General features: G+C 68.8%; 12 protein-coding genes and 1 pseudogene. 6 read left to right on the top strand and 7 right to left on the bottom strand.

Annotated features, from left to right (window positions below; genetic code table 11):
• Positions 1-158 precede the first annotated feature (158 nt).
• Positions 159-323 carry a hypothetical protein gene (locus ACFYRX_RS16385; protein ID WP_389100048.1) on the top strand — a complete coding sequence of 55 codons (165 nt, stop codon included), beginning with the start codon at positions 159-161 and terminating at the stop codon, positions 321-323.
• A 130-nt stretch (positions 324-453) separates the two neighbouring features.
• On the opposite strand, the gene ACFYRX_RS16380 is transcribed toward ACFYRX_RS16385, so the two are convergent.
• From ACFYRX_RS16380 to ACFYRX_RS16350, 7 genes are all read right to left on the bottom strand, one after another.
• Positions 454-2,175, bottom strand: coding sequence for a UvrD-helicase domain-containing protein (locus ACFYRX_RS16380; RefSeq protein ID WP_389100046.1), 1,722 nt, complete (start codon positions 2,173-2,175; stop codon positions 454-456).
• Positions 2,176-2,198: 23 nt separating this feature from the next.
• Positions 2,199-4,076, bottom strand: a complete 1,878-nt coding sequence (locus ACFYRX_RS16375) for an ATP-dependent endonuclease (RefSeq protein ID WP_389100044.1) — start codon at positions 4,074-4,076, stop codon at positions 2,199-2,201.
• Between the two features lie 190 nt (positions 4,077-4,266).
• Positions 4,267-5,334: a hypothetical protein gene (locus tag ACFYRX_RS16370; protein WP_389100042.1), complete on the bottom strand. Its 1,068-nt coding sequence runs from the start codon at positions 5,332-5,334 to the stop codon at positions 4,267-4,269.
• Positions 5,335-5,447: 113 nt separating this feature from the next.
• A complete protein-coding gene (locus ACFYRX_RS16365; protein WP_389100040.1) occupies positions 5,448-6,593 on the bottom strand; it encodes an ATP-binding protein in 1,146 nt (381 codons plus the stop codon).
• 35 nt (positions 6,594-6,628) lie between these two features.
• Positions 6,629-8,854, bottom strand: coding sequence for a transposase (locus tag ACFYRX_RS16360; RefSeq protein ID WP_389100038.1), 2,226 nt, complete (start codon positions 8,852-8,854; stop codon positions 6,629-6,631).
• Positions 8,851-9,564 carry a TnsA-like heteromeric transposase endonuclease subunit gene (locus ACFYRX_RS16355; protein WP_389100036.1) on the bottom strand — a complete coding sequence of 238 codons (714 nt, stop codon included), beginning with the start codon at positions 9,562-9,564 and terminating at the stop codon, positions 8,851-8,853. Before ACFYRX_RS16355 ends, ACFYRX_RS16360 begins: the two co-directional genes overlap by 4 nt.
• A gap of 191 nt (positions 9,565-9,755) precedes the next feature.
• On the bottom strand, positions 9,756-10,766 hold the full coding sequence (locus tag ACFYRX_RS16350; protein WP_389100034.1) for a TniQ family protein: 1,011 nt from the start codon (positions 10,764-10,766) through the stop codon (positions 9,756-9,758).
• A gap of 244 nt (positions 10,767-11,010) precedes the next feature.
• On the opposite strand from ACFYRX_RS16350, the gene ACFYRX_RS16345 reads away from it, so the two are divergent.
• The 5 genes and pseudogenes from ACFYRX_RS16345 to ACFYRX_RS16325 all read left to right on the top strand — a co-directional run.
• On the top strand, positions 11,011-13,326 hold the full coding sequence (locus tag ACFYRX_RS16345; protein ID WP_389100033.1) for a Helicase associated domain protein: 2,316 nt from the start codon (positions 11,011-11,013) through the stop codon (positions 13,324-13,326).
• 258 nt (positions 13,327-13,584) lie between these two features.
• The gene (locus ACFYRX_RS16340; RefSeq protein ID WP_389100031.1) at positions 13,585-14,898 is read left to right on the top strand and encodes a pentapeptide repeat-containing protein; all 1,314 of its coding nucleotides are present in this window, start codon (positions 13,585-13,587) and stop codon (positions 14,896-14,898) included.
• A gap of 724 nt (positions 14,899-15,622) precedes the next feature.
• Entirely contained in the window at positions 15,623-15,895 is a 273-nt protein-coding gene (locus tag ACFYRX_RS16335; protein ID WP_389100029.1) for a hypothetical protein, read from the top strand.
• Positions 15,892-16,230 carry a hypothetical protein gene (locus ACFYRX_RS16330; protein WP_389100028.1) on the top strand — a complete coding sequence of 113 codons (339 nt, stop codon included), beginning with the start codon at positions 15,892-15,894 and terminating at the stop codon, positions 16,228-16,230. Before ACFYRX_RS16335 ends, ACFYRX_RS16330 begins: the two co-directional genes overlap by 4 nt.
• Before the next feature lie 53 nt (positions 16,231-16,283).
• Positions 16,284-16,658 (top strand): annotated as a pseudogene (locus ACFYRX_RS16325) (transposase); the annotation flags it as partial.
• Between the last annotated feature and the right edge of the window lie 83 nt (positions 16,659-16,741).

The following is a 16,741-nucleotide window of genomic DNA, read 5'->3' as shown; positions in this document are numbered from 1 at the left end:
CACTGCTGTTCACCAGCTTGACCAACAGGTCCACATGCGCCCGATCCCGCGCACCGGATCATGGGGCCGGGAGCGCAGACTCGAGGCCCTCGCCATGACCAAAGAACACGCCCGCGAGACCGGGCCCGGCGCACTGCCCGCCGCACCGCCGTCTCACCGTGGTCCCCGAGCACTCAGCCGACGCCAGCGAGCAGTGGATTCAGGCGGCACACCGCGCGGGCTCGGGACTGGTCCTGGGCCTGTGGCACCGGGAGGTCTCCTCCACCAGGGGGTCGGCCGAGGACCATGAGATCTTCGCGGTGCCGGTACAGGTACCGACCTGACCGCTGTCTCCTGCGGCTGCCCGGCAGCGTGCAGGTTCGCCATCCCCGGTCCGCGCCCCGCTGGGCGTTCGGCCCGCCCCCTGGCCGGCACACCGGCGCGCGGGTGTGTGGAGACAGGCCGCCCGAAGGGTCATGCAACCCGGACCGGTACCTGGCGGCCGGTCAAGAGCCGCGTGAGCGCATCAATTTCCTCCTGGGGCAAGGCGATGGCGGCCAGGCGGCGGGCGCGGGTGACGGCGACATACCAGACACGCAGTACCTCGTCGGTGGCCGGGTCCGCGGTGGCCCAGCGCTGGACGCTTCCGGCATCGGGCAGCAACAGTAGGACGCCGTCCGCTTCGTCGCCCTTAAGCTGGTGGACGATGTTGGTGCGTATGCCGGTGGCCGGCTGGGGCCGGGACAGGGTGGGTTTCCCGGCGAGCCGGCCCTTTCCGCCTTGCGGAGCCGCCCCGGGCAGAGCGGGCCAGGTCTTCATGGCCTGCCATACCTGCGCCCCCCACTTCTTGTGGGGGAGGGGCAGGCTGTGCAGGAACGCGAAGGCCGTGCGGTTGACCTGGTCGGCCGGGAGGCGGTGGGTGGCCATGATGCGGTCGGGGCCGCCGGATTGGCCCGGGTACCAGTAACCGAACAGGACACGCACGGCGATCGCGCAGGCGCGCGCCAGGTCGTCGCCCGAGGCGCCCGGAGTGTGGGCGACGGTGCGGGCCCAGGCCAGGCTGGTGATGGCGTTGGTGTTGGGCTTCTCCCGGCTGATGCCCGGCAAGGTGGCGTACCTGTAGGCGGTCACCAGGCAGTCCTGTGCCGGGACGGCGTACTCCTCGGTGAGCGTGCGGAAGGCGTCGACGATGCCGGTGCCGGTCGGGGCGTGGATGTGGCGGCTGCCCTTAGCGGCGAAGTGGGTGGGCAGCAGCAGGACGGGGATGTCGTCGTCACGCCTGACGGACGTGTCCGGAGGGCGCTGCCCCGTGCGCAGGGTGGCCGCCAGCCGGCAGATGACCGGGGAGCTGCGCCAGTTGCCCGTCAGGCGGTGCGGGGTGGGGGACAGGCGTGCCGCGAAGGCTCCGAGTGCCTGGGGTTCGGCGCCCCGCCAGGCATAGATGGCCTGGTCCGGGTCACCGACGAGGATCAGCGGCAGGCCGGCGTCGTGCAGCATCCGGAGGATCGCCAGGTCGGCGGCGGAGCAGTCCTGCGCCTCATCGACGATGATTTCCGCGAACCGGGACCGCAGCGGCGGCAGCAATGCGGCGGCGGCCTTGGCGTTGCGCAGGTTCCACAGGGCCACGGCCCGCACTTCGTGCCCGGTGAAATACCCCTGCTCGCACCACGACTTGCGGGTGGTGAGGATCTTCTCCTCCCACACCGAGCGGCTGCAGGCGCTGGCGTCGATGAGCTGGCGCGTGTCGTAGTCGAGTTTGTCCCAGGCCACCTTCCCGTGCGCCGAGTTGTGCGAGGGGTCCAACGTCATGGGGAAGCGGTGCAGGGGGATCTCCCGGTCCACGCCTTCTACCGGGGCCTTGATGCGTGCCCATGATTCCAGCAGGCGGGGCTCCGGATCGGCTTTCCGCCGCGGTTTGACCAGGAACTCCCACAAGAACGAGTCGAGCGTGCCGATGAAGTGCGGCGCCTGGACCAGGTCGGCGCGGCCCGCCTGGCGGCAGCGGCGGGCCATCTGATCCCGCGCCACCCGGGTGAAGGAGATCAAAGCCCGGCCCTTGCGCAGCGGCCGCCGGGGCGACTGCAGATGCCGGTTGGTGATCACATAGGTCTTGCCCGCCCCGGGGCAGGCGGGTACGAAGGCAGGCGCGGTCACGGCCACGGCTGCCTGCTGCTGCGCCTCAGCGGCCTCCCGCACTGCACTCTTCTGCTCCGCAGGGGTCACGGCGCGCCCACCGTGGGGGAGCCGGCGTCAGGAGCGGTGATGAAGCGGATGGCATCGTCGAGGTAGGCGGGCACGGTGAACGGCACCGTCCAGTCGGCCAGTACGTCGGCGAGCTGCTGCGCGAACTCCCCTTTGGAGATGGGCGTGCCCTTGGCGAGCTCTCCGTCCGCACCGGTGACGCTCCGGCCGGCCTTCGCAACGAACAGCTCCCCGAAGGCCAGCGCGGGGTCCTCTGCCTGGACGACCTGCTCCCAGCGTTTCTCCGAGCGGGGCGCGCACCGGATGAACGCCGCCCGCAGGGCGGTGACGTTGCCGTCCGACCACAGGGCCGGCTCCAGCGTCCGCGGGGCCGCGGCCAGGTGCAGCACGCCAGGAGAATGCCAGCGTTGCGGCAGCTTGCGCAGCGACTGAAGCCGTGTCGGTTCCGGCTGTCCGGGTGCCACGTCCGTATCGGTGATCAGTGCTACCCGCCGTCCCAGACAGATGCCGTCGACGGGCGCCAGCAGCACCCGCAGATAGACCTCGAACCCGACACCGTCGACGATCACCCGGGTGGTGCCGAAGAACCGCTCCACCGCCTCGAACGCCTCCCGCACAGCCGGTGCGTCAGCGCCCTCGCCAGCCGCGAGAACCCGCTCAGCCAGAGCCGGCAGCAGCAGAAGCTCGGAAATGCCCTCCACAAGAATCGCCCGGGAGGCGAACAGCAGGGCACTCTTCGTGGCATCCAGATAGCGGTCCAGATGCCGCACCCGTTCCGGGGTCAACTGCAGCCGCGGGATGGGCAGCGGACGCGCCTGCCAGCCGTCCGACAGTCCGCTCGGGCAACGCGCCATGACCACCAGGTCTTCCACGCTTGCCGCGGCCGACAGGATGGGGGAGTGGGTGGTGACCACCACCTGCAGATGCCCGGCCGGCTCCGCTGGATCGCCCGCAGGCCGGCGCCGCGAGGCCCGCGCCCGCTGCTGCAGATACCGCAGCAGCAGAGTCTGCAGCTGCGGGTGCAAGTGCGCCTCGGGCTCCTCCACCAGCAGCACCGTCAGGTCGGCCTCGGCCGCCGCGTCCAGCTCCGCCATCACCGTGGCAATGAACAGCGTGTTGGCATACCCCAGCCCCGACGCAGACAGCGGAAACGGCTGCGCGGAGGCATCACCCAACAGCACCCGCAGCGACCGGGCAATCGACGCGAACGTGGGCTCGGCCAGGGCCAGTTCACTTTGCTGGGGATGCGCACCGACCGTCAGGTCCCGCAGCGGCTCGTTGATCTTCTCACCGACCCTCACCACATCCGGGTCCGCGGCCACCTTCTTCAGCTCGCTGCCGATCCGCTCCACGAAGGCATCGACCTGCTCGTCGTCCCCGAGCAGCCCGCGCAGGATCATCCGCACCCGATCCCCGCCAGCCGACGCCAACTCCCGCTCCGCATCACGCAGCGCCGGCAGATAGACATGCCGCACACCACCCCGCGCGGCAGGCTCGCCCGTCACAGGAAGGCCCGCGCCCTGCGTCCAGACCGTGCTGCCGCGCCGCCTGCCCGTCTTCGGCGGCGTCCAGGACACCTGCCACCGCGCGGTACGGCTCTCGGGCGCCCCCTCAGGCAGCAGCGCCTCCAGGTACGCGCCGCTCTGCTGCGGGCCGATGGCGGCCACGTCCAGCTGCAGACTGGGACCGCCCTGTTCGGCGGCCACAGCGAGGACGTCTGCCTCCTCGAAATAGCGCATCCGCCGCCCGTCCAGAGGATCCGTGAGCAGCCGCACCGCATCGATCACGCTCGACTTGCCCGCGTTGTTCTCCCCGACCAGGACCGTTACTTCCGGCCGCAGCGGCAGACGGACCCGCTCGCACGACCGGAACCTCTCCACCAGTACCTCGGACACGTACACCGCCCGCCCCCCGTCCCCGACACGTCACCCTGAGCGATGATGATCAGCAGACGATGGTAAGCGGAATATGCCCCACATGCGGGCGTGTGCAGAATTCGCCGTGGACCGACGCGCCCGCTTCCCCCCACATCCCTTCCCGCAGCGCCGCGTCCGGTGGCGTCTGCGGGCAGGCGGGTGTCCGCGGTCAGAACTCGTCGTCGTCGGGATCGGTGAGCAACCCGAGTTCTGGATCGTAGAGCAGCGGGGAGCGCACATAGCCGTTGTGGAACTGCCAGCCCTGCCGCAGCACCGCCCTGACCGGCGCGAACGCGAGGTTGCCGACCCTGCTTCCGGCGCCCAGCGTCGGCACCGCAGTCTGCCGGGGTTCAAGAAAGGGGATCTCCACGATCAGACGGTGCCCGAGATCCGGCACATAGACGTGCCACGGCTCCAACGCTGCCGGCAGGGGCCACGGGTAGGGCCGCTCCTCCAAGGCCGTTCCGTCCAGCTGAAGCTGGCGGCGCAGGATCTGCGCCAGCCCTGGCCGCTCGCCCCCGCTGGCCGGGATCACCCGGTGCACCGGCCGGGACTCCACACCTGTACGGCGCAGGTGCCCGCGGATGTCCTGGCTGGGAGTCACGGATTCGCGGTACACCAGCAGTCCACAGGAGATCGCCATCCACGTGAACAGCAAGGCACGAAACCGCAGGTGCCCCGGCTGCGCGGGGTCATCGGCCTGCACCGGCCAGAAATCGGGCTCGGCGTAGACCTCCTCGTGGAAGGTCAGCCCGCCGTTGACCATCAGCATGCTCGGCACGGCGATGCCGGCGCGCACACAGGCTGCCGTATCCGTCCACCAGGACCACCAAGTGCCGCCATCGTAGGAGGGCCCCCAGGACACGGCCCGCAGCACCACACCCCTCTCGATGCAAACCGGCGGCTCTTCCCACACCAACAGCCCAGATGGTGAGGGCACGATGCTGGCGATCTGAGCGATGCACGGGATGCCCGTCAGGTCGGTGACGCTCTCGGCGGCTTCCCTGGTGATGTAGAACAGGTCCGCCTTGCGCAGCCGGCGGCATTCCGCGTTGGCCAGGGCGGCGGCCTGATCCTCTGCCCGCTCAAGCGCTGCCACAGCGGGCGGCATCAAGAAGGTCACTCCCTCCTTGCACAACATGTCCGCCCACGTCTGGGGCGCATTGCAGCGCAGGAAGTCCAGCGTCTGAAGCCACAGGGCATGGACATCCTGGATGCCGGTCCGATCCACGCTCATAGCGGGTGTCCTCAAAGGGATGCAGGCGAAAGCGGGCTGTCATGCGCTGGCACCGTGCCGAAGTCCTGCAGGCAGCCGGCGCGGGCGGTGCGCGGCCGAAGTGCGCAGTCCGCTCAGTTCCGGGGCAGGATCTCTTCGCGGCCGATGCGGACGGCCTCCAGGTGCTTGCGGGTGATGTCCTCGGTGCCGTCGAGGATCGCGTTGACGGCGGCGCCGCAGATGAGCTGGGACAAGTGCAGGAAGTAGCCGCCAGTCCGATCGTGCAGATACCCCGCATGCTGGGTGAGCACGTCTTTGCTCAGCTTACGCATGCGCAGGTTCTTCTCGTAGCCCTTGAGCACGGTCAGGAAGGGGGCCTGGCCCTCGGCGTCGTCGCTCCAGGGCAGCGGGTCTACCCAGGTGACCGGCAGCAGGCTGCGCACGTTCTGTTCCTTGGCCAGTGCTGCCTTCAACTGGGCGGGGGTGGCCTTCGGCTGCAGCCGCTGGTGGGCGGTCCACAGGGCGTCGTCGCGGCGGTCGCAGCCTTTGCGGGCGGCGTGGACGATGTCGGTCGCGCCGGTGCCGCAGAAGATGGTGGTGATGCCCAGCCGGGTGCGCAGGTAGTCGAAGTAGTGCAGGACCGGGGCGAGTTGGCTGGGGGAGACCCGCTGGATGTCGTCGACCAGCAGCAGGCGGGTCTGCTTCCTTTCCATGACGGTGTGCACGGGCAGGGACAGGTCGGGGATGCGGCGCGGCTGACGGGCTTCCGCCTCGCTCTTGGGCTCGGGGGTCAGGGCAAGGAAGGACGCGATCTCCCAGATCCAGTTGAGTTTGTTCTCCGGGTCGTACGGGACGGTGATGTGCACGACCGGGACCCGGTCGTCGAAGTGCTTTTCGACCCTGCGCTGCAACTCCCGGCCGATGAGCCGCAGCAGGTACGTCTTACCGGTACCGGCCGGGCCGTCGATCACCATGTCGAGCAGGCCCTCATACCGGTTGCCGTTGACGCCGAAGGTGCCTCGGGCCCGCACCAGACAGTCCTTCAGGAACGCGGTGTCGATCATCAGCAGATGGCGGTGGTAGTCCACCCGCGGGTCGTCCTCGTCGACGTCCACGTCTGCCGGTGCGCAGTCCAGCAGGTCGGGCGGCTTGAACTCGGTGCGCACATACCGGTCCCAGCCTTCCCAGGAGAAGAGCCATGCGGGCAGCGGCGGCGCGGTGCGCACCAGGTGGGCGATCTCGGCCCGGGCATCGGATGAGGCGGGCACGGTGGTCTTCATTCAGCTCTCCTCGGCGGGTGCAGTGGGGGGCGGGTTCATGCGGGCGCAGCGGTGCCGGCCGGTGGCGGGTCGTCCTCGGAGTCGGCCGGGGCAAAGGAGGGCAGGGTGTAGCGGCCGTTGCCGACGTCCCGAGCCGGCACGGGCAGCGAGGGTGCGGCGGGAACGGTGTCGGGGTCCAGCGGCGTGGCCGGCGCCCCGGAGCCGGACGTGTCGCCCGTCTCGAGGCGGAGCACGCCGCGGAACGGCAGGCGGGGTTCGGCCGCCTGCCGGGCGGTCGGCCCGCGGCGGGTGCGCCGGTGGCGCTCCTTCACGGCCAGGGTGATGGCCACCTCGTCCTCGCGGCTGCCTCCGCCCAGCGCCCATTCCTCGGCGGCGTCCTGCCAGTGGTAGTGCGTCCACGGCAGGTCGGCCAGCATGTGCCGGTAGAGGAACTCCACCGGAATCCACCTGCCGCTCAGCCGGTGGTCGTACAGCCAGGCGACGTCGGGATAGTAGGGGTTGTAGCGGGCCTCCCACCGGCCGTTCTTGCCCGCGATTCCGGAGTCGAGGCCCTCCAGGTCCCACAGCGGTCCCTCGAGGGAGCGGTAGGTACGGTTCTCGATCTGAACGCCCTTGTCGGTGACCTTGACCCAGGCCGGCACCAGCAGCTTGCGGTTGTCCTCGGCCGTCAGCTGCCGGGGCCGATAGCCGTAGCCCGCCACCAGCAGGTCGTACATCTGGTTCGGGGAGAGCACCATCCCCGGATACAGAGGACTGCGCAGCCCCTCGTGCGGCCGCTGCTGGTAGTCGAGCGCCACCCATTCCTCGGCAAGGGCCTGCATCTGATTGATGCTGAACAGGCGCTGGCGCTCGACGCCGTAGCCGCGCTGTTCGAAGCTGCGGCCCGTCCAGCCCTTCACGTACTGGGCGCAGGTGTCGGCGAAGCCATGGAAGAAGGCCTCGGCCAGTGGCTTGTCGGTGGGGGTGTCCTTGCGGGCGTATTCGATGCTGATGCCCAGGAAGCTGCACACCATTTTGAAGTGGTCGCTCAGATAGGGGCTGCCCTGGTCGATGACGATGGTCCGCGGGTGGATGACCGGGCGGGCCGCGACGGCCTCGGCGAAGCGGGCGTCGGCCGCACACAGCCCGCCGTAGGGCAGGGCCGAATCGCGTGCCGCGGTCAGCGGGTCCCAGCCGGGCCGCATGGGCAGCGGTGCGAAGCACTGCGCCAGCAGCAGCACCAGATCGAAGGCCTTGGTGGCGCGGCCTCCGATACGCCGGCCGGGCGGCCCCTCCCCGGTCACCACGGGAACAATCATGAGCGCCATGCAGGAGCGGGAGGCGACATCGATCGCGGCGGTCAGCTCGGCCGAGACGGCGCGGCCGTCGTCCCCGATCAACTTGACCTTCAGTGGAGAGGTATCGATCTGCACCACCTGTCCCGGTCGCAGCGCCACCGACGGCGTGTAGGGGCGCTGCGGCTTGCTGTCCTGGCGTGAGCGCCGGCGCGTGGTCTTCTTGAGCTGCTCGGTCAGCCCGAGCTCGTGCATCCGGGTGTAGAACGTCGAGCGGGGCAGCAGCAGCCGCTCCACCTCCCTCGGATCCTCCAGCTCCCGGCTGTAACGCTCACGGACGAGGGTTTCCACGTCCTCGTACACGCGGTTGACCCGGCCGCCGGACTCGCGGGCATGGCGGGCGGTGACCTCGTGCATCAGCGCGATGACCCGCTTGTCGGTGCGGCCACCCGGGTCGGGGGTGCGGGTCTTGCGGCCGTCGTACAGCAGCACCAGCGGATTCTCATCTGCCGCTTTCCAGGCACGGCGCCGGTCGTCCAGCGCCCGCCAGCTGAACTCGATTCCCGCGGCGGCGAGTTCGGCCGACTTGGTCTGGCAGCGCTGCTTGAACGTGGTGGTGTCCGGGTCATAGCCGGGACGTGCCGTCGTGCGGCCGGGCCGCAGCCCGGTGTGGAGTTCCTTCATGTGCTCGTGCCACCACAGGGCCTTCTCCCGCTCGGCGGGGGTGGCGGCTTCCAGCAGCTCGCCCAGCGCAGGCAGCCGCCGGCGGGCCATGCTCTGCCCGTTCTCATCGAGGACGGCGAAGTCCGGGGCGCTTTCCACCTCCCGCCACAAGGTGTCCACCGGCGCCTGGTCGCCCGACAACGGCCGCAGGCTGATCTGCCGCCCCTGAAAAGCAGTGACCTCCCACACGCCACCGCGCCAGTGCACCAGATCCCCCAGGCGGACTCGGTCGGTCTCGAACGAGCCCGACACCGTGCCCGTCATCGCCGCCTCCCCGTCGCCCAGACCGGAGAGAAGGGCAGCAGCGGCTGGCGCCAGTCGATGTCCAGGCGGCGACGCCAGATCAGCCGGTACGCATGGTCGAAGCCGAGGAAGTCAGGCACGCCGCTGACGGTGACGCCCTCCGCCAGCGGCCGCGGCCGCCGAAACGCAGCCAGCAGGGCCCGCTCATGCGCGTCCTCGCACACGGCCGGCTGCCGGTAGTCCGCCACCAGCAGCAGGTTCTCCCGCCGCACCCCATGCGGCACTACTCGCACGCACACGCTCCAGCCGGCCTGAGCGGCGACCTCGCCCAGCGCGGCCAGGCGCTCGCGCCACTGCGGCCCCATCCGGTGCGGTGCGAGCACCACGGCCTGCCGCGTCCCCTCGCGCGTCAGGGCGATGAAGTCCGGCCGCCACCGGTGCCGGACGCGACCCTGCTCCCAGTGCAGCTCGACCGGCTCCCCGGCGAACCGGCGGACCGCGGGATCGAAGTCCAACTCGGTGGCCACATACGTGCGCCGCTTGGACCCGCACACCACCAACGTGCCCGTCGTCGCCGACCACCAGTCGCTGAGCTTGCCCTGCCGGCCGTGATAGGCGACCGGATCCGAGGGCGGCTGACGTTCCTCCAACGCCACTCCCCACAGCGCCTGCGGCGCGACGCACACCAAGCGGCCGTCCTCGTCGAGATGCCACGCCTTCACCTCACGCACCCGCCGCCTCCCGCCCGCGCACCTCCCGGCCGAAGTTTGTCGCCCCGCGCCGAGCCGTGGCGCCAGCCTGGCCGTCTGGCGTCGGCGACTGACAGCACAGCGAAGCAGGTGTCACCCGAACGAGTGACACCTGCTTGACGAACCCCCCGGCTTCCGCTTCGGATCAACTCGCCCTTCACAAGGATCAGTTGTCACACCATGCAGGAGCGATCCCCCAACGAACCGGACGGCTCGGCGAGTTGACCGTGCCCCACGGCCAGTACCCGCCGACGTCGCCGACGGATTCCACCGGCACCGTCGGAGAACGGGACAGCGGCGGGCTGAGCGTGATGATCCAGCCACTGCACCAGCTCACCCCAACCGTCCACATCCTCCAGCCCCCACCCGGCCATCAGCTGCTGAACCTCCGCCACCCATACCGCCCGTACTGCACGCGTGCGCTCAGCGCACTGCTCAAAGCGCAGCATCTCCCGCGCCAACTGGATGGCCTCCGGATAGATCACCAACGGGGCGGTGCGCAGCTCCTGCGCCTCCAAACCCGCCCGCCAGGCCCGCTGAGTCCAGCACCACGCGGTGGGCATACGGGCCCACCAGCGCGTCACGACCTGGAAGCTGTCGGCGAACAGCTCCGCTCCCGCCGCGCCGAAACGGCGCTCCAGCCGCAGCCGCTCGCTGTGCGCACGTACCACCTCCGCCAGCCCGTCCAGCCGTACCACGCAGGGGCCCTGGCCACGGTGATCGTCGGTGAACCGCCGATGGCGCAGGCACACCCGCCACTGATCCGGCCACAGCAGCCACGCCGCCTCATCCACGCCCCGGGCCCGCGCACACAGATCACAGCAGCGCACCACGTGCCCCTCCCGGACCTTGAACGGCCACTGCCATCGGGCCGCATCATCACCCGACAGCAGAAAACGGCCCTGGAGATTGGTCAGGGCCAGCTGCAACTGATGCGGCGTCCTCCCGGACAGTACCGCCAGGTTGTCCAGCGCCGCCCGGTTGACATCCAGCTCCGCCAGCGCCGGCAGCCGGGGATTGACCGGCTGGCGGCCCGTACCCACCCGGTCCAGGAACGCCCCCAGCTCCAGGCCGTGCGCATGCGCCAGACGATTGGCGAACGACCCAGCCGACTCGCCGGCCAGAAACGGCACGACCCCCTTCAGCCGCCGCTGCGGCCCCCACACGCCCGTCCTGTCTGCCATCCCCGTCTCCCACCCCGCCAGGCCACCGGCGCATTTTCGGCTCGGCCGCACACCGCAGCCCCGGCGGACGCAGCGCGCGACGAAACTTCCGTATCCCAGCCCCCGGGTGTGCATGAGCGCAAGACGCCCTCACCCGTTCGAGTGAAGCAGCCGCGTCTAGCCATCACCGACCGTCGCACCGTCCTCCCACCCTCGAAACAAGTCCTGGCTCCTCCCAAAAAAAGAAGCCGAAAGGAGCACAGTCATGGCCCAACTGCCTCAGCTCCGCACCCCACTTCGCCCCTACCAGCAGCAGGCCGTCGACAACGGCGTCACCGAATTCCTCCTCGGCGCACCCCGCTGCCGCATCGACGCGCCCCCCGGCAGCGGCAAGACCTTCATCGCCCTGCACATCGTCAACCGCATGGCGCCCGCGGGCACGTCCATCGTCGTCGTGCCCACCCTGGACCTCCTCGAGCAGACCGCAGGGGAGTGGCACAAGGAAGGCCGCCCCGGCCGCTACCTGGCACTGAGCGGTGACCGGCACCTGCCCAGGAACCCGGCCCTGCGCGGCACCCTGACCGCAGTCACCGACGCAGCGACACTGGCCGCCGAGGTCTCCCAGGCCGACGGCCCGGTCAACGTCTTCGCGACCTATCACTCGCTGACAAAGGTCGCCGAAGCCCACCGGCTGTTCCACATGCCGCCCTGGGACGTACTCGTCTGCGACGAGGCCCACCGCACGGCAGGCAACCTCCACAAGCCCTGGGCCCAACTCCTGGACAACCACCGGATCTTCGCCCACCACCGCCTCTTCACCACCGCGACCCCCCGCAACTTCCAGCCCACACCGGGCCAAGACCTCCCCGTCGACATCGAGGTCGCTTCGATGGACGACTTCAACCTCTACGGGCCCCCCGTCTTCCGCCTCTCCCTGGCCGACGCCATCGACCGGGGACTGCTCGCCGACTACCGCATCGTCGCCGTCGACGTGGACGACGCCGACCTGCGCACCATCCTCAACCGCAACCCCATGCTCGCCGCCGACTCCGAAGGCCTGCGTGTGGCGGCCGCTCAGGTCGCCCTGCAGCGCGCCATGCACAAACACGACCTACGACGCGTCCTGGTCTTCTGCCCCCGCATCGCCGTCGCCGAGATCTTCGCCGAAACTCTCCCGGAAACGGCCGCCCTGATGCCCAAACGGATGCAGGGCCCGCTCCAGGTCGGCACCGTCAACTGCAACCAGAGCCGCTACGAACGGCTCAACCAGATCAGCGCCTTCAAAGAAGCATCCCTGACGTCCAGCGACAAGAAGCCGCTGCGGGCCGTCCTGACCAACTGCATGATTTTCGCCGAAGGCGTCGATGTCCCCGCCATCGACGCCGTGCTGTTCACCAGCCCGAAGAGCAGCACCTACCAGATCGTCCAGGCCGTCGGCCGCGCCCTGCGTCCACTGCCCGGCCAGGCCAAGGTCGCCCACATCATCGTCCCCATCTACAAGGCCCCCGGCCAAGACCTCGCCGATGCCGCCAAAGGCACCCCCTTCCACATCCTCTACCAGGTTCTGTTCGCCCTTTCGCTCTACGACGAGCACGTCTTCCACCGTGTCTTCCAACTACGCCACTCCATCAGCAACCCCCTGCATCCCGCCGCCCGCCCCGAACGCGCCGACGAACTCATCCCCCTGCTCCGGCCCTACGCTGAAGACCCGCACAACAGCGTCTGGAAAATCGGCCTCGAGTGCGCACGGCGCTATCGCGAACAACACGGCCACCTCAAGGTCCCCAGCACCTACTGCGGCCCCGACCGTTTCTACCTCGGCTGGTGGCTGGGCAACCAGCGATCCCTGCGCATGAACCACAGCCTCAAACCCGAACGCATCGAGGCCCTCGACGCACTGGACATGATCTGGGACCACCCCCGCACCAGCATCGAGCACCGACTGAACATCGTCCGCGATTACCACGCACAGCACGGCCACCTCGCACCCCTCAGCAGGGAACGCTACGGCGGAATCGACATCGGCCACTGGCTCAATACCTGCCGTAAGAAAGCCCTGCGTGGACAACTGCCCTACTGCTACCAGCGCGCCCTCACCGACATCAACCCATGGTGGAACGCCGGATGGGACAAACGCGGAGAATGGAGGCGCAGCTATGCGCGCGCCCTGGCAGCCGCCCGCCGCGGCGAACTCACCTTCCCCGACCTCGCCCCCGACCAGGACGACTCACCACTGGAGTCCTGGCTCGACGAGCAACTGTGGGCCCTGCCAACCCTCAGCCATGACCAGCACAACCTCCTCGGCGCGCTGCCACTGGAGCATCCCCTCGCCCTGCTGTTACGCCCGCCCCGCAGCCAGAGCGAACGCGCCTTCGTCCACGGACTGCGCTACGCCCACGCATTCTGGCGAACCCATCAACACCTCAACGTTCCCTACAACCATGTCGTCTGGGACCGCGGCAGGTCCTTCCACCTGGGCGAGTGGATCTCCGACAAACGGCTGCGGCCCTACCGCCTGAGCCGCGAACAACTCGACGCACTCGAGGCTCTGGACATGCGCTGGGCCCGCACATCGGCATAGACCAGCCGAAGCCGAAGGACAGCCCCGGCGCCGGCCCTGCCGACGTGAGCGACCCGGGTGTTTCGCCGCGCCAGGCTCCGGCGGAACCACGCCCGCACCACGGCAGCGCACAGCACCTCCCAGCTCGGCGCAGATGATTTCACCGGACACCATCGGACTGATCCGCCTCACTGCGCTTGCCGTCTCAAGGCTCAACTTCACCTCAGGGATGGACTGTTCATACGTGCGCTGCAGCGAGTTCGGTCCATCATGCACAGCATGAAGCCGCAGACCAGGCGCATTGTTCTCGCCGCAGCGAGCACGGCCGCAGCCATCGGGTATGTCCTGCTCCTGTGGCGCGGACCGTGGTGGATCGATGGCGCCCACCTTCGCGAGAAGAACCTCCAGCCAGCCGACGGTGTGGTCATCACCGGCTTCCGGACCATGCTTGTCGCAGTCGGCGCAGGGGCGATCGCCGGCCTCGGCCTCTACTACACCCACCGTAACCATCGGCATGCCGAGAAGCTGTACGAACACAGCCAGGAGCAGTTCACGCACCTGCGTGAAAAGGACCGTGAGCAGGCAGAGCTGACACGGGAGGGACAAGTCACCGAGCGATACGTCGAAGCGATCAAATTGCTCGGATCCGGCAATCTTCACGAACGGCTCGGCGGTATCTACAGCCTCGAACGCATCATGAACGACAGCGAGAAGGACCATCAGACGGTCATCGAGGTCCTGTCGGCATTCGTGCGCACCCCAGCACTGGACGCCAACAGGCCGCACCATGGGACAAGAGACGACGCGGATGAGGACTCGGCGCAAAGACCCCGCACGTTTCTCACCCCTGACGTCACTGCCGCCTTGACAGTTCTTGGGCGCCAGCCGCCGCGGCAGGGCCAACTCGTGATAGACCTGCGCCATGCCCGCCTCACCGGAGCCACCGTCCACGACATAGACCTCCAGGACGCGGATCTGCGCGGCGCCGAACTCACGGGTGCCCGACTGCAAGGCGTCGTCCTGACCGGTGCCTCTCTCGCATCGGCGACGCTGACCGGTGCCACGCTCGAGGAAGGCGATCTCTCCTACGCGATCGCCCCGGATGCCAACCTCACCGCAGTGAACGTCGTGGGCACAAAGTTCACGAACCCAATCCTGACGAGAGCGATTCTCGTGGGGGCGGACCTCTCCCACGTTGACTTCAGCCATGCAGAGTTGTCCTCTGCAACTCTGACGCGCGCACACCTGAGGACGGCAGTCTTGCGTCATGCAAGACTCGAGCATGCCGATTTGAGCGGGGCGGTCCTGGAGGGAGCGGACTTGAACAGCGCTGACCTTGTCAGCGTGAAACTCCAGGCAGCAGACCTTACCGGGGCCGAACTCGGCGCAGCCGACCTGACACACGCCGACCTCGCACACCCTGACCTCACTGCTGCCAACCTGAGGACCGCCAGAGGACTGAGCGTCCGCCAGCTCATCAAGGCACACATCACCCGTGATACGGAACTTCCCGAGCAGCTGGCCGACCACCCGCAGGTCAAAAAGCGGATTGATGAATGTGAGGCCCCAGGAGCCAAGCGGAGCCCGGCGTAAGAGGCCTCGGTGCTCGCGTAGGCAGCCCGGCTATCAAGCAGTTCGGCAGCTGGTACTCCAGTGCGAACGCCGACCTGGACACCGCCGAAGCCGAACTGGTGCGTCCCGACGGCACAGTGCTCCTCACCATGGACGTCGGCGGCGACACCGAGTTCAAGGCGTGAGCAGCCCCATCACCAACAGCTCCACGCCAGGCGTGCACGTCCCCTTTCGGGAAGATGAAGCAACCGCACGGACCGGCGTCTGACGAAGACCGCTGAGCCCGGACCAGACAGAGCAGCACCATGAGGCGGGTTCGACGACGTCCCGTGCCTGCTGGGCGCCGCAGGGAGGTACGGGCACGGCGACAGAGCACCGCGGAGTCTCCCGGCGTCGATCGGCGAAAGCGGACGCAGATTACCAGCAACTCTTCGGTTTCTGAGGCGAGTTCGCCACCTCGCTGAGGCGGCTGCGCATTTCGTGTTCCTCTGGGAGCCCGAGCCCGAGCCCGAGCCCGAGCCCGAGCCCGAGCCCGGCCGTGGGCCTGGACGCCATATCGGTGGACGATGCGGCACAGCCGTCCTTGGCTGGCGGCCTGCCTCTTGGCCCGACCCATGAGGAGAAGACACATGAAGTGCCCACTGATCCGGCCCTGCACTATGCCGACGAGCGTGCCCTCCCTGCTGCTCGCGGGGGTCCCTGCAGCGCACTGCCACCGCCTGGGTGGGGGAGCGGAGGCGATCGCGTGAGGCTCCCCGTCGCTCCCGCCGAACCAGTCGCCGGCGGGCCTGTTTCTGAGGAGCGGGCTGCCGCGGCTCTCGAGGCCTTGGTCGCCAAGCATTGTCTGACGATCGAGGAACGAGACTTCACGCAGCTCGTCGGAAACATCGGCGACCGCGTTATGGCTCTCCACGACTCCCGGGACGACCGGACCATCGCGGTTGCCGTGAACCAAGATCCCAGCCTGAGGCTTCGGGCCGTCTGCCGGATCCTCGAGGAGATGGGAGTGAAGCAATGACCACCGTCACGCGCTGCTGGCTCAGCCTCGTGCCCGTCCGGGTACGCCGCGGCACGGCGTGGCCTGACAAGCCCGTCGTGCTCCACCACTCCGCAACCGGGGCCATTGTCGAGTACGACCCTGAGAGGGCCTGTCTGGAAACGGCCACGATGCTCACCCGTGTGGGCCTGCGGATGAGGGGCTACACGCTCGGCGAGATCCTCCTCGAAGACCACGACCCGCAGCTGACCGCCCTGTACGGTGCCTGCTCCAGACTCCACCTGGACGTGGAACACACCACAGGCCCGCGCATCACCGAACCGACCGTCGTCAACCGTGAAGGCGACTGGGCTTAGTACTGCAACGGTGTCTACCGTGACTGCTGGCCAGCTCGGTCGTTGGTGTGGTTATGGGTGGGGACCTTGCTGATGTGCGTGTGTGGGCGAGTGAACTGGATGCGGTGCACGGGCGGTTCGTGCACCGTTTCAACAGGTCGGAGCCGCGTCAATCGGCTCTTGCCTATATGCGGGGGCTGATTGCTCCGCTGGAGCGCAAGAACGGCTGGACGCTGGCGGAGGAGGCCGGCCATGACGGGCCGGACCGAATCCAGCGGATGCTGAACCGGATCGAGTGGGACGCCGACGAGGTCCTCGACGACGTGCGCCAATACGTGGTCGACAACCTCGGCGACCGGGACGCGGTGCTCATCGTCGACGACACCGGCTTCCTGAAGAAGGGCACCCGATCGGCAGGAGTGCAACGGCAGTACTCCGGCACCGCGGGGGCTCGTATTTCAATAAGTGCTCGGTAGAGGGGCGTTGGTGGGAATCTGAGATATGACCCCGCGTCTGCCAGGCCGCGCTGCCA

It is taken from the genome of Streptomyces sp. NPDC005374, from assembly GCF_042872225.1.
Lineage (GTDB): Bacteria > Actinomycetota > Actinomycetes > Streptomycetales > Streptomycetaceae > Streptomyces.
Note: the sequence above shows the minus strand (reverse complement) of the source record. Positions and strands in the feature narration are given on the sequence as shown.